Below are 13,359 nucleotides of genomic sequence, written 5' to 3' on the forward strand. Positions count from 1 at the left end.
ATGAATAAACGATTAATTGTACTTACCTTTTGTATTGTTTTCGTACTTGTTGTCGCTTTTCAGTTGAAGGGAAAATTCAATCCGCCAGCAGAAGAAACGTTTAGCAAAAATGAAGTACGTTATGGTGCCACAGGGTCAGACGTCAATGAGCTGCAAGGAAGATTGAAGTTTATTGGCTTTTATAATGGCAGTATAGACGGCGATTATGGGTATAAGACGTTAACGGCTGTGAAACGATTCCAAGGCGAGTTCGGGATGACAGTTGATGGCATTGTAGGTCCCAAAACAAAGCTTCGGCTATGGGAGGCTACGAAAAATTGGAGGCCGACGGCTCCGACTACTGGCGGTAGCGGCAGTTCTGGCAACAGTGGCTCTAATCAAACAGCTTCTGATCAAAAACCGGCTAATCTGGTGCCCTCGAATAACTTAGGTTTGTCCGAACAAGATATTAATCTCATGGCTAATGCGGTTCATGGGGAGGCTCGTGGAGAGCCATATGTAGGACAAGTGGCGGTAGCGGCGGTTATTCTGAATCGTGTGAAATCGGCGAGCTTTCCTAACACGGTTTCGGGCGTCATTTTTCAACCAGGCGCCTTTACGGCAGTAGCCGATGGTCAAATTTGGTTAACTCCGGATGAATCAACGAAAAAAGCAGTGAGAGATGCTTTAGGAGGCTGGGACCCAACGGGAGGCTGTATTTACTACTTTAACCCGGAGACAGCGACTTCGAAATGGATCTGGAGCAGACCACAAGTCAAGAATATTGGCAAGCATATTTTCTGTAAATAATTTAATGGTGGACAAGGAGAAGGAACCAGCTTTGGTTGCTTCTCCTCTTCGTATAGGAATATAATGGGTGTATATCATGGAAGTAGAAGGGAGACAGACCTTTGAAGCATAACCAATTTGAGCGCCGTACATGGAATCACATTCGGTTGCATGTACTGCCGACAGATCGATTCAAAACGTTTGCGATTTCTGTGTACATAGGTCGTCCCTTAGAGGAAGCAACAGTTACGAATACGGCGTTAACGCCTTTTGTCCTGCGTAGAGGCACAGAATTACGACCGGAAACGAAGCAATTTCGAGAGCATTTGGATGATTTATATGGCGCCGGCTTCGGTTTTGATATTTACAAGCGTGGGGATTATCAAATTGTGCAGCTGCGCATGGATATCATCAATGACCGGTTTGTGAAGTCAGCACAATCCCTGTTGCAGCAAGGATTAGATTTTGTTGGAGAAACATTGACGCGCCCGGCCCTTGAGAATGGGCATTTCCGCGGGAAATATGTAGATGCCGAGAAACAGACGCTGCAAAAGCGGATTGAATCTGTTATTAACGATAAAATTCGTTACGCGGCAGAACGCTGCATAGAAGAAATGTGCAGCGATGATCCATATCGCTTGCATCCTCTCGGTAAAATTACAGACCTCGACCATATCAATCCGGAGCAGCTTTACGAACAATATAAGCAGTGGCTTCAGACTGCTCCTCTAGATATTTATGTGGTTGGGAATACAACCCTATCTGAGGTTGAAGACATCGTGAAGCGGGCATTCTCGATTGAACGCAAAGAGGATGTTGCTTATGTAACTTCGGCGCCGCGTGGAGCTGCTGGTGAAGTAAAGACCATTGTAGAACGCTTGGATGTTAATCAAGGGAAACTAAACATGGGCTTGCGTACGAACCTTTCCTATCGGGATGAGAAGTATCCAGTAGCACTTATGTATAACGGAGTCCTCGGCGGATATCCGCACTCCAAATTATTTATTAATGTTCGTGAGAAAGCCAGTTTAGCTTATTACGCCTCTTCACGTTTTGATGGACATAAGGGAATTTTGACGATTCAATCAGGCATCGAGATGGCGAATTATGAGAAAGCGGTAGATATCATCCGTAAGCAGCTTACAGCTATGGAACAAGGGGATATCAATGAGATTGAACTGAGCCAGACACGAGCGATGATATCGAATCAGCTTCGTGAGATTCAAGATTCGGCATTTGAACTGATTTCTTTTGACTTTAATGCGATTTTGTCAGGTAAAGAAAGAACAGTTCCTGGTCTGATTGAAGCTGTGGAGCAGGTGGATGTTGCCGCTATTGCCGAAGCCGCCAAGCGCGTTCAACTGGACACGATATACTTCTTACGGGATCAGAAGGGAGAGTAGACCATGCAGGTAATTCCTTATCCACACTTGGGTGAAACGATATATCACGAGAAGCTTGATAATGGGCTACATGTGTTTGTTCTTCCAAAGGAAGGGTTCCAGAAAACATATGCCACTTTCACAACGCAATACGGTTCGATCGATAATTATTTTCAGGTTAAAGGCAAGGACGCGGTGCGAGTACCAGATGGCATTGCTCATTTTCTGGAGCACAAAATGTTTGAAGAACCGGAAGGAGATATCTTCGCTACATTTGCTTCCAACGGGGCTTCGGCCAATGCGTTTACAAGCTTTGATCGGACCGCTTATCTGTTTTCTTCCACCAATCACTATCTAGATAATTTAACGACATTAATTAATTTCGTGCAAAACCCTTATTTTACAGATGAAAATGTAGAAAAGGAAAAGGGCATTATTGGTCAGGAAATCAAAATGTACGAGGATAATGCCGATTGGAGAAGCTATTACGGGTTGATTGAATCGCTGTACGCCAAACATCCTATCCATATTGATATTGCCGGAACGGTGGCCTCTATCGCCGAAATCACCAAGGAAACGTTATATGAGTGCTATCACACTTTCTACCATCCAAGCAATATGAGCTTGTTTGTTGTAGGCGGAGTAGATGCCGAAGAGGTGCTATCCTTAGTCAAAGCCAATCAAGCGGCCAAAAGCTTTGCTCCACAAGGCAGCATCGAGCGCTTTTTCCCGGATGAGCCACTGGAAGTGAATGAAGCTCGAAGAGTTATCAACTTGCCCGTATCTATGCCCAAGTGTCTTATCGGGTTCAAGGAAGAAGCTCCTAATGTCAGCGGCAAAGATCTGTTAGTCAAAGAGCTTACAACCAAGTTAATGCTGGATATTCTCTTTAGTTCCAGCTCTTCGATTTATGAAGCGCTGTATGATGAGCAGTTGATTTCCGATAATTTTGGGCATGAATACAACTGCAGCGAGGGCTATGCCTTCTCGATGCTGGGTGGCGATACCAAAGATCCCAATCGACTTGTTGACCGCATTCGTGAAGAAGTGGAAAAGCGTAAAGACATCGGTCTGGATGAAGTAACTTTTGAGCGGAGTCGGAAAAAGAAGATCGGTAATTTCCTTAGGATGATGAACTCACCCGAGTCTATTGCGAATGAATTTACCAAATACCGTTTCAAAGGGATTGATTTGTTCGATATTTTGCCAGTGTATGAGCAGCTCACGCTGGAAGATGTGAATCGCCGGTTCCGTGAGCATTTCAACTGGAATCAGCTAGCTGTATCTATTGTGCAAAGTCGTGAGTTGTCGTGAGTCTAGCGAAGCCATTCAGTGAACAAACGGTTCTCATCACAGGCGCGAGCCGGGGGATTGGCGCAGCCGTTGCTGAACGTTTTGCCGCGGTAGGGATGAATGTTGTTATCCACTACCGCGAATCCCATGAGGCTGCGAATGAAGTGGCTAGGACCTGCATGAAGCATGGGGCAAAGGTATTGACGGTATCGGCAGATGTGAAGTCACGCGAACAAATCATCAAGATGCAGGAAAAGCTTGAGCAGAAAGAGATGATACCGGATATCATCGTCAATAATGCCGGAATAGCGCATTACGGGCTGCTTGCTGATGTGAGCGAAGAAGATTGGGACTTGGTTATGGATGTGAACTTAAAGGGAGCTTTTCTGTGCTCGCAGACGTTCATGGGCGCTATGGTTAGGCAGAAATACGGCCGAATTATCAATGTTTCTTCCATTTGGGGCATCTCTGGCGCTTCTTGCGAAGTTGTTTATTCAACAGCCAAAGGGGGGCTCAATGCCTTCACCAAAGCATTAGCCAAGGAGCTCGCTCCATCAGGAGTGACGGTGAATGCGGTAGCACCCGGTCCTGTACATACCGAAATGATGGCCGGTTTCCAGCCGGAGGAGCGGGAAGCGATTGAAAATGAAATTCCGGTTGGCCGCTTTGCTTTGCCGGATGAAGTGGCTTCACTTGTTTATTTCCTGGCATTGCCTGAGTCCGGCTATATTACAGGTCAAATCATAAGTCCCAATGGCGGTTGGCTAACTTAAGGATGGAGTGAGATGCCAAGTGCATAATTTTTGAGCGAGAAGCGAATATTACGTATGTAATGACCATTTCTCATAACTCAAAGGAGGCTTCTTACAATGGCTACAGTTCTTAAGGTATTTGATAAGTGGAAAGAGTTTCTTGCTGAACGTGTGAGTCAAGCGGGGCATGCAGGAATGAGTGAAGAGACCGTTTCTAAGCTCGCTTTTCAAATCGGTGAATTTCTAGCTGATAAAGTGGATCCGGAAAATGAGCAAGAGCGAGTGCTCAAAGAGCTGTGGGATGCAGGAGATGAGCAGGAAAAACGTACAATTGCCCGTCTCATGGTAAAATTAGTAGACAAAGGCTAATAACCGTTTTACAATTCAATAAGGTACTATGTGAAAGCCTCCTCTTTCGGAGGCTTTTGCACGCTTTTAAGGAAGAAAGGAATCGAATGGCATGGCTATCAAGCGATTTATTGTTTTGTTAGTAGGTATCCTTCTGGTTGTAACCGGTTGTGGAACACGCGGAATTCCGGTCATTAAACAGGAACTTATGGATAAGAAGCTATCCGTCTTAATGTTGTCGAGCAGCAGTTTGCCAGATACAGCCAAGCAGTCCATCGATCAAGCGCTCCAGACGTGGAGAAGTGAACATTTCATTGCCTATGATTGGGTCAAAGATTTGAATACCTTAGATGATCAGGTAACGGCTAAGCTGAAGGCAAACCCCTATGATTACATATATGTCATTGGCAATGAGTTGATTGCTTCCGCAGATGGTTTAATGGGACAAGGTCTGTCGACAGGGAAATGGACGCTGCTGCAAAGTCAATTAGACAGCAGTGGCACCGCAAGCACATCAAGCGATCAGGCAGCTTTCCTGAAAATCGATGCTCAGCAGATTGAAGATTTGAAATCCAACTGGCTTCAAAATTTGCTCGCAACCAATGTGGCCGTAGAATGGGTTACAAGAAGCGATCGGCCGATACCATCGGCTTGGGCGCCTTCTGAAGAAGCGGATCATATTGTTTTACTTGATAATAATGAGCAGTGGTTTCAGCAATTATCCTTTCAATCCAAACAGCATGCAGCCAAGTGGATTATTTTTTATTCACCAGCAACTGCCGCACAAGTACAGAAAGCGAAGACGCTTAATATTTCTGTCATAGATATGTCAAGTGCCTTATCAGCCCAGTTGAATTGGACGCAAATTCTGGACGATCGCCTAGCCGCCATGACGAATCATACGTGGCAAAAAGGCAGCCTATCTTACAATGAGAAAGAGCTTTTAGAACTAAAAATTAAATAAATTTTGTGTATTTTTATGAGTCTTAAGAAGGATATTGACGAAAATTGTAGAAATTAAAGTAGGTAACAAGTAATTTGTTGCTGATATCATGATGAGGTGGAATGATTGGACGTTAAAGAGTGGTATATGGAATACAAGATTCATAAGAACCGTCCTGGTTTATTAGGGGACATTGCTTCCTTGATGGGGATGCTGGATATTAATATTGTAACCATTAACGGGGTAGAAGATCGTACGCGCGGTATGCTTCTGCAAACCAATGATGAAGAAAAAATTGACTTAATGGGTAAAATGCTGAGAAAAGTAGATAATATTACTATTACCGCATTAAGACCTCCCAAGCTGGTGGATATACTAGCTGTTCGCCACGGTCGTTATATCGAGCGTGATTCCGATGACCGCAAAACGTTCCGTTTTACACGTGATGAATTAGGGCTGTTAGTTGATTTCCTAGGCGAGATTTTCAAGCGTGAAGGGAATCAAGTTGTCGGACTCCGCGGCATGCCGCGTGTTGGCAAAACAGAATCCATCATTGCGGGCAGCGTATGCGCTAATAAACGTTGGACATTCGTTTCCTCTACCTTATTAAGACAAACGGTTCGCAGCCAATTGTCTGAGGATGAAATGACCCCGAACAATGTCTATATTATTGACGGAATTGTCTCGACCATTCGTTCCAATGAAAAGCATTACAGCCTGCTGCAGGATATTATGGGAATGCCTTCAACCAAGGTTATCGAGCATCCAGATATATTCATTCGTGAATCAGAATACACATATAATCACTTCGATTATATTATTGAGCTTCGAAATAGCCCGGATGAAGAAATCAATTACGACTCATTTACGTATACTTCCGAACCTTTTTAATGTTTTAAACGTCATTAACTAATAGAGAGTTCCGCGGGGAGGTGACCATATGTCTGATCTAGGATTCATTTTACGCAAAACACGTCTGGAAAAAAAGATATCGCTTGAAGATCTCCAGGAAGTCACGAAAATTCGTAAACGCTACTTAGAAGCTATTGAGGAAGGGAATTACAAGGTATTGCCTGGCAGCTTCTATGTGCGAGCTTTCATCAAAAGCTACGCAGAAGCCGTAGGTCTTGATCCAACTGAAGTGCTGAATATGTATCAATCTACGAATCCTTCACCCGTAGTGGAGAAGCCAGTCGTTGAAAATATTCGCAAGAACAGAACGAGTGTTCGCAACACCGAAAAATTAAGCCGATGGGCTTCAAGTGTGATGTTTATCTGTTTCATTCTGCTGATCTTTGGAATTGTGTATTACTATACGTATAAGAATTACAAGGGAACGCCAGCGGATGAAAAACCGTCACAAACGCAATCATCGAGGATAACAACATCAACAAGTCCTGCGACAGGTACGAATGCCAACAGCATACCTAATGCATCCAGTGATGGTAAAGTGGCACCTCTTTCGACTGCGACGCCGATACCGACGCCGATACCGACGCCGACACCGACGCCACCTGCGGTTCAAGTTAAGTTCAGCAGCACCGAGAAGGGTGTAGATAATTACACGATTATTGGCACAGCAAATTTGGATATCCAAATGAAAATAACAGGTCCTTGTTGGATAGGTGTTGATACAATTTCTGAAGGCGGCGGCAAAAAGACGCTTAGCCAGAAGTTGTACAACTCTGGTGACACGGAGGCATTTAATGTAGCAGGTTCTGCCTATTTGAATGTGGGCGCAGCTAGTGCTTTAGAGCTTACTGTGAACGGCACTGTCGTTCCAGTAGGGGATACGCCAAACCCCAAAAGAGTTCAGCTTAATTTGCAAAAAAGCTAGCATTTTGGCGGTTCCTGCGCTTTCCCGGGTAATGATTGCTGTTCCGAAACATCCTAAGCCAAGGGGCTTTAGGATGTTTCTTTTTTTTCGGCTTCTTGCTATAATGCTAATGTAATTTGATGGAAAGGGTGTTTGTCTACATGAGTACAGAAAGCTCGTTCGATATCGTATCCAAAGTGGATATGCAGGAATTAACGAACGCCATTCAGCAGGCGGAAAAGGAAATTCTTACACGATTTGATTTTAAAGGCAGCAAAAGCAGTATTAAATTGGACAAAGATCAATTGGTCGTCACTTCGGATGATGAATTTAAGCTGCAAAATGTGCTTGATATTATGCATGCCAAAATGACGAAACGCGGGATCTCGATCAAAAATCTCGAATACAGCAAGGTAGAACCGGCAGCTGGCCAAACAGTTAGGCAGAAAATCAGCATGAAGCAGGGCGTCGATCAAGAAAACTCCAAGAAAATTAACATTTTGATTCGTGATTCCAAGTTAAAGGTGAAAACGCAAATTCAAGGAGATCAGATTCGTGTAACAGGGAAGAGTCGCGATGATTTACAAGCGGTTATTGCTCTATTGCGCAAAGCAGAAATCCCGCTTGATTTGCAATTTGTTAACTTGAAATAGGTATACATACGACGTTTAATTGCCAAAAACCCTCTAGTAATAGGGGGTTTTTACATTTTGACACCCCTTAGGGCTTGTATTATACTGGTAAGGAGTGTTTTTTAGGACTATTGGAGGTTGTTTCTTTCATGACAGAAAAGGTTAAAGTAGTGACTCTCGGATGCGAGAAGAATATGGTTGATTCCGAGATTATGTCTGGATTAATACATGGACGTGGTTTTCAACTTGTAGACAACAAAGAAGATGCCACAGTCATTATCGTGAACACTTGCGGGTTCATTGATGCAGCGAAAGAAGAATCAGTGAATACAATTTTGGATATGGCAGAATTGAAACAAACAGCGAATCTCAAGGCGCTTATCGTCTCAGGATGTTTGACACAACGCTACAAGAAGCAGCTGATGGATGAAATGCCTGAGATAGATGGCATCGTGGGAACCGGTGATTTTGATAAAATCAATCATATTGTTGATGAAGCGCTTCGCGGCAAGAGACCGGTCCTAGTCGGGAATCCGGTATTTAACTATGATGCTGACCTGCCAAGATTGGTGACGACCCCTCGGTACACGGCATATGTGAAAATTGCGGAAGGCTGCGACAATGCGTGCACATTCTGCAGTATTCCGATTATGCGCGGTGCATTCAAGAGTAGAAGCATGGAGTCCATTGTGGCGGAAGTCGCAAACCTGGCTTCACAAGGCGTCAAAGAAGTCAGTCTGATCGCTCAAGATTCAACGAATTACGGAACGGATTTGTACGATAGCTTCATGCTGCCTACTTTATTGAATAAAGTGAGCGAAGTAGAGGGAATAGAATGGGTCAGACTTCACTATGCTTATCCAGGTTTCTTTAGCGATGAGCTGATTGAAGTCATGGCATCGAACCCGAAGATATGCAAATATATCGATATGCCGCTTCAACATAGTGAAGATTCGATTCTGAAAAGGATGCGCAGACCAGGGCGTCAGAAAGATACGCGTGAACTGGTTCGCAAAATCCGTGAAGCGATCCCAGATGTAGCCCTTCGGACATCCTTGATCGTAGGCTTCCCTGGAGAAACGGAAGAAGACTTCGAAGCGCTAAAACAATTTGTACGCGACGTTCAATTTGATCGTCTAGGGGTATTCGCTTACTCCAAAGAAGATGATACGCCAGCGGCTCGTCTGCCAGACCAAGTTCCCGATGATGTCAAAGAGTACCGTGCGAATGCGATTATGGAAATTCAACGTGAAATTTCAAATATTCGTGGCGGACGTCGAATCGGACAAGAAATTGATGTGCTGATTGAGCGATACGATGGCCGTAGTGATGTCTATATCGGTCGTTCCCAATTTGATGCTCCTGAGATCGATGGGGAAGTATTCGTTTCCAATGGGAATTTGAGCATTGGCGAATTGGCAAAAGTTCGTATTACCCACTCCTATGAGTTTGATTTATCCGGGGAGGTTATTGCATGAACCTAGCCAATCGCATCACCGTAGCGAGGATTTTGTTAGTACCTATCATCATGTTCTTCTTGTTGATTAAGGTGAAATTTCCACATATACGGATAGAGGAATTCAGTATTACGTATAATCAAATTATTGCTGCTACCATCTTCATTATTGCAGCGAGTACAGATAGTTTAGATGGTTACATTGCCAGAAAACGCAATCTTGTAACCAATCTTGGCAAGCTGCTTGATCCGTTGGCGGATAAGCTGCTTGTTACAGCTGTTCTCGTTTCTCTTGTTGAGATGGGTAAAGTAGATGCTTGGATTGTCATTGTCATTATCAGTAGGGAGTGGGCAGTTACTGGACTACGCCAAATCGCCCTATTGGAAGGCACCGTGATGGCGGCCAGCAAGTGGGGAAAGGCAAAGACGGCAGCTCAAATCACCGCCATCATTGCATTACTTATCAATAATTTTCCGTTTACGTTTGTGGATTTCCCTTTTGATGTAATAGCTAGTTGGGCAGCAGCAATTATTACGGTTTACTCAGGAATAGAGTACTTTGTGAAGAATAAGCATGTCATCGATTTTTCTGAAAAAGCTTAATAGGGCAACCTATTATTCACCTCTAAACACGGTTGCTCTTCATTGATCAGCCATGGGTAGGGGTTTTCTTATTTAAAGGAGGAATTCCAATATGAAAGCTGAAATTGTTGCTGTCGGTACAGAGCTTTTGCTTGGCCAGATCGTAAATACGAATGCTCAATTTATATCAAAGGAATGCGCGGCAATTGGTGTTGATATGTACTTTCAAACCGTTGTTGGCGACAATGAGCAAAGATTGCTCGATACGTTCCGATTAGCGGCTTCCAGAGCGGACGTCGTCATCTGTACGGGAGGACTTGGACCCACACAGGATGATCTAACGAAAGACGTGCTAGCCGCCTTTGTAGGCCGTGAGCTGGTTCTGCATGAGCCGTCCATGAAGACGATCACGGAGTTGTTCGAATCTCGCGGAATACATATGGTCGAGAGCAACAGAAGACAGGCGCTGATGATTGAAGGCAGCGATCCATTGCATAACGAAACAGGACTAGCCGTTGGGAATGCTTTTACCTATGAAGGTACGCATTTCATCCTTCTGCCCGGTCCTCCCAAAGAAATGAAGCCTATGTTTACGAAATATGCAGTGCCATGGCTGCAAGCTGTGATGACAGATGCGGTACCTCTTTATTCGAAAATGCTCAAATTTGCCGGGATTGGAGAATCCAATCTGGAGCATCAGCTGCTGGATCTGATTGAAGCTCAGACCGATCCTACGATCGCTCCATACGCCAAAGAAGGCGAAGTGACCATTCGCCTGACGACTCGTGCACAATCGCAGGAGGAGGGCGAGAAGCGGCTGTTTCCGACCGAGCAAGCGATCAGAGTACGTCTGGCAGATCATCTTTATGCTGATCAGGATGTTCCGATCGAAAACGTCGTCCTGCAACTGCTTGAGCAAAAGCAGCTAACGCTTAGCGTGGCTGAAAGCTGCTCCGGAGGTTTATTGAGTGACTTGCTCACAGATGTACCAGGAAGTTCCAAGTCATTCCTTGGTGGAATAGTTTGTTATTCCAATGCTCTGAAGCATAAACTTCTAGGCGTGCCCATGGAAATTCTGGAAGGAGATGGCGCGCCAGGCGCAGTCAGCAGTGAGACGGCGGTTCTACTGGCTGAGAATTTGATTGCCACCACGGGCAGCGACTTCGGTATCTCCATTACCGGTGTGGCCGGACCTAGTCCATCGGAAGGCAAGCCGGTAGGGCTGGTGTATGTTGGATTTGCACAGAGGAATGCAGAAACGGCTGTATTCACGTTGCAACTGTCCGGCAATCGGGAGTCCGTTAAGCATCGGGCAGCCAAAAGCGCACTCTATCAATTATGGAAACAGTTGAAAGATCACTAGGGTTCGCATATAATAAGGTGAGTGTTAGCGGAAGAACCGTAGCAAAGCGATAACTTTGTTGCGGTTTTTTGTTTGTTCGCTAAAAAGTCGAATGTATGTTCGAAAAAATACTTGGCAAACACCCTGAAACAAGTTATCATATACCTATAATGATAGAAGAAGGAAGTGAGTGTTTTGACAGATCGTCGCGCAGCACTTGATAACGCACTACGTCAAATTGAGAAACAGTTCGGTAAAGGCTCCATCATGAAACTTGGAGAATCTACGCATATGCAAGTCGAAACGATTTCAACAGGAGCGCTTGCACTTGATATTGCACTTGGAATAGGCGGATTTCCCCGCGGAAGAATTATTGAAGTATACGGTCCTGAGTCTTCAGGTAAAACAACAGTAGCCCTTCATGCGATTGCGGAAGTACAACGAGTGGGCGGACAAGCTGCTTTTATTGATGCGGAGCATGCCTTGGATCCTTCTTATGCAAGCAAGCTTGGGATTAATATCGATGAGCTTTTGCTTTCCCAGCCAGATACGGGTGAGCAAGCCCTTGAGATCGCTGAAGCACTTGTGCGCAGTGGCGCTGTAGACATTATCGTTATTGACTCCGTTGCAGCACTCGTTCCTAAAGCTGAGATTGAAGGCGAGATGGGGGATTCTCACGTAGGTTTACAAGCACGCTTGATGTCTCAAGCACTTCGTAAATTGTCCGGTGCGATTAATAAATCCAAGGTTATTGCTATCTTCATCAACCAATTGCGCGAAAAAGTCGGCGTCATGTTCGGTAACCCGGAGACAACACCAGGGGGCCGCGCATTGAAGTTCTATTCCTCCGTGCGACTTGATGTTCGCCGTGTTGAAACCATTAAACAAGGTAACGATATGGTCGGTAACCGGACGAGAATTAAGGTCGTTAAGAATAAAGTAGCACCTCCGTTCAAACAAGCGGAAGTTGATATTATGTACGGTGAAGGTATTTCACGCGAAGGCAGTATTATCGATATCGGTACGGAAATGGATATCGTGAACAAAAGCGGAGCGTGGTATTCCTATGAAGGCGAAAGACTGGGTCAAGGCCGTGAGAATGCGAAGCAATTTTTGAAAGACAACAAAGCTATTTCAGAAACGATTGAGCTGAGAATTCGTGAGAACAGCAATTTAATTAAAGCTGTTGGTCCTAACGTGGATGAGGACGAGGATGAGTTGGAAGTCGCTTTCGAATAGCATTTAAATTATACATTGGAAGCACCTTAAACCTTGTGTTAAGGTGCTTTTCGTTTTAGGGGAGCTGGTTTGAGTTGAATACGGAAGAACAGTCAATAGCAATTATCACGTTGGTCGAGAAACAGAAGCGGGGCAGGCACAGGTACAATATTTATATTAATGAGGAATATGCCTTCTCGGTACATGAAGATATCTTAATTAAACATCGACTGAACAAAGGCGAGACAATTGACCATCAAGCCATTGAGAAAATTACGATAGATGAAGAACGCAATAGTGCCTATTTGAAGGCTATTCGAATCATTGGCCGCCGTCCTCATTCAGCGATAGAAGTAAAGCGCAAGCTCAAAGAAGCTGGTTATGAGGCGCCTGTCATCGATTGGGCTTGCGAGAAGCTTATTGAGCATAAGTATCTCAACGATGAAGAATTTGCTCAAATGTGGACCGATAGTCGGATTATTTCTCAGAAGAAAGGTCGGAATCTCGTTCGACAAGAACTTCAGCAAAAAGGAATTAATAAGGAATTGGTAAAAAATGCGATGGACACTATTAATCCTGATGATGAATTTGCCGGAGCGATGAAGATTGCGCAAACGAAATGGAAACAAACGTCAGGGAAAACGATTGATCGCAAAAGAAAAACAGGGGCTTTTTTAATGCGGCGTGGATATACGGGCTCTATTGTTAGCAAGGTTTTGGCGCAAGTGAGCAGTGAACCCAACGAGGAAGAGTTTGAAGTTTTTGATGACTCATTCGATAGTTAATGTCATTAATTAATTTTCTTGATTAGTTAATGACATTAACCA

14 protein-coding genes are annotated in these 13,359 nt (G+C 44.4%); all 14 read left to right on the top strand.

Annotated elements, in window-relative coordinates; all coding sequences use genetic code 11:
• The 14 genes from sleB (at window position 1) to BC351_RS01835 (ending at window position 13,317) form a co-directional block, all read left to right on the top strand.
• Window positions 1-789: a spore cortex-lytic enzyme gene (gene sleB / locus BC351_RS01770; RefSeq protein WP_079408988.1), complete on the top strand. Its 789-nt coding sequence runs from the start codon at window positions 1-3 to the stop codon at window positions 787-789.
• 101 nt (window positions 790-890) lie between these two features.
• On the top strand, window positions 891-2,171 hold the full coding sequence (gene yfmF, locus BC351_RS01775) for an EF-P 5-aminopentanol modification-associated protein YfmF (protein ID WP_079408989.1): 1,281 nt from the start codon (window positions 891-893) through the stop codon (window positions 2,169-2,171).
• A gap of 3 nt (window positions 2,172-2,174) precedes the next feature.
• On the top strand, window positions 2,175-3,464 hold the full coding sequence (gene yfmH, locus BC351_RS01780) for an EF-P 5-aminopentanol modification-associated protein YfmH (RefSeq protein ID WP_079408990.1): 1,290 nt from the start codon (window positions 2,175-2,177) through the stop codon (window positions 3,462-3,464).
• Window positions 3,461-4,216, top strand: coding sequence for an elongation factor P 5-aminopentanone reductase (gene ymfI, locus BC351_RS01785; RefSeq protein ID WP_079408991.1), 756 nt, complete (start codon window positions 3,461-3,463; stop codon window positions 4,214-4,216). Before yfmH ends, ymfI begins: the two co-directional genes overlap by 4 nt.
• A gap of 96 nt (window positions 4,217-4,312) precedes the next feature.
• Entirely contained in the window at window positions 4,313-4,564 is a 252-nt protein-coding gene (locus tag BC351_RS01790) for a DUF3243 domain-containing protein (protein WP_079408992.1), read from the top strand.
• A 91-nt stretch (window positions 4,565-4,655) separates the two neighbouring features.
• Window positions 4,656-5,507, top strand: a complete 852-nt coding sequence (locus tag BC351_RS01795; protein WP_079408993.1) for a hypothetical protein — start codon at window positions 4,656-4,658, stop codon at window positions 5,505-5,507.
• A gap of 126 nt (window positions 5,508-5,633) precedes the next feature.
• Entirely contained in the window at window positions 5,634-6,377 is a 744-nt protein-coding gene (locus BC351_RS01800; RefSeq protein ID WP_373291262.1) for a DUF3388 domain-containing protein, read from the top strand.
• Window positions 6,378-6,426: 49 nt separating this feature from the next.
• Window positions 6,427-7,323 (top strand): helix-turn-helix domain-containing protein, encoded by an 897-nt coding sequence (locus BC351_RS01805; RefSeq protein WP_079408994.1) that lies wholly within the window; start codon window positions 6,427-6,429, stop codon window positions 7,321-7,323.
• Between the two features lie 140 nt (window positions 7,324-7,463).
• Window positions 7,464-7,955 (top strand): YajQ family cyclic di-GMP-binding protein, encoded by a 492-nt coding sequence (locus BC351_RS01810; RefSeq protein ID WP_079408995.1) that lies wholly within the window; start codon window positions 7,464-7,466, stop codon window positions 7,953-7,955.
• A gap of 128 nt (window positions 7,956-8,083) precedes the next feature.
• Window positions 8,084-9,412 (top strand): 30S ribosomal protein S12 methylthiotransferase RimO, encoded by a 1,329-nt coding sequence (rimO, locus tag BC351_RS01815; RefSeq protein ID WP_079408996.1) that lies wholly within the window; start codon window positions 8,084-8,086, stop codon window positions 9,410-9,412.
• Window positions 9,409-9,993, top strand: a complete 585-nt coding sequence (pgsA, locus tag BC351_RS01820; protein ID WP_079408997.1) for a CDP-diacylglycerol--glycerol-3-phosphate 3-phosphatidyltransferase — start codon at window positions 9,409-9,411, stop codon at window positions 9,991-9,993. The genes rimO and pgsA overlap by 4 nt, the downstream gene beginning before the upstream one ends.
• A gap of 91 nt (window positions 9,994-10,084) precedes the next feature.
• On the top strand, window positions 10,085-11,335 hold the full coding sequence (locus BC351_RS01825) for a competence/damage-inducible protein A (RefSeq protein ID WP_079408998.1): 1,251 nt from the start codon (window positions 10,085-10,087) through the stop codon (window positions 11,333-11,335).
• Window positions 11,336-11,509: 174 nt separating this feature from the next.
• Window positions 11,510-12,553: a recombinase RecA gene (gene recA, locus BC351_RS01830; protein ID WP_079408999.1), complete on the top strand. Its 1,044-nt coding sequence runs from the start codon at window positions 11,510-11,512 to the stop codon at window positions 12,551-12,553.
• A gap of 74 nt (window positions 12,554-12,627) precedes the next feature.
• Window positions 12,628-13,317 carry a regulatory protein RecX gene (locus BC351_RS01835; protein ID WP_079409000.1) on the top strand — a complete coding sequence of 230 codons (690 nt, stop codon included), beginning with the start codon at window positions 12,628-12,630 and terminating at the stop codon, window positions 13,315-13,317.
• The last annotated feature ends 42 nt before the right edge of the window (window positions 13,318-13,359 follow it).

The organism is Paenibacillus ferrarius, assembly GCF_002027705.1.
Classification (GTDB): Bacteria; Bacillota; Bacilli; order Paenibacillales; family NBRC-103111; genus Paenibacillus_E; species Paenibacillus_E ferrarius.

Coding starts and splice junctions, on each gene's coding strand:
- sleB (WP_079408988.1), top strand. CDS start 1: ATGAATAAACGATTAATTGTACTTACCTTTTGTATTGTTTTCGTACTT.
- yfmH (WP_079408990.1), top strand. CDS start 2,175: ATGCAGGTAATTCCTTATCCACACTTGGGTGAAACGATATATCACGAG.
- BC351_RS01790 (WP_079408992.1), top strand. CDS start 4,313: ATGGCTACAGTTCTTAAGGTATTTGATAAGTGGAAAGAGTTTCTTGCT.
- BC351_RS01795 (WP_079408993.1), top strand. CDS start 4,656: ATGGCTATCAAGCGATTTATTGTTTTGTTAGTAGGTATCCTTCTGGTT.
- BC351_RS01800 (WP_373291262.1), top strand. CDS start 5,634: ATGGAATACAAGATTCATAAGAACCGTCCTGGTTTATTAGGGGACATT.
- BC351_RS01805 (WP_079408994.1), top strand. CDS start 6,427: ATGTCTGATCTAGGATTCATTTTACGCAAAACACGTCTGGAAAAAAAG.
- BC351_RS01810 (WP_079408995.1), top strand. CDS start 7,464: ATGAGTACAGAAAGCTCGTTCGATATCGTATCCAAAGTGGATATGCAG.
- rimO (WP_079408996.1), top strand. CDS start 8,084: ATGACAGAAAAGGTTAAAGTAGTGACTCTCGGATGCGAGAAGAATATG.
- pgsA (WP_079408997.1), top strand. CDS start 9,409: ATGAACCTAGCCAATCGCATCACCGTAGCGAGGATTTTGTTAGTACCT.
- BC351_RS01825 (WP_079408998.1), top strand. CDS start 10,085: ATGAAAGCTGAAATTGTTGCTGTCGGTACAGAGCTTTTGCTTGGCCAG.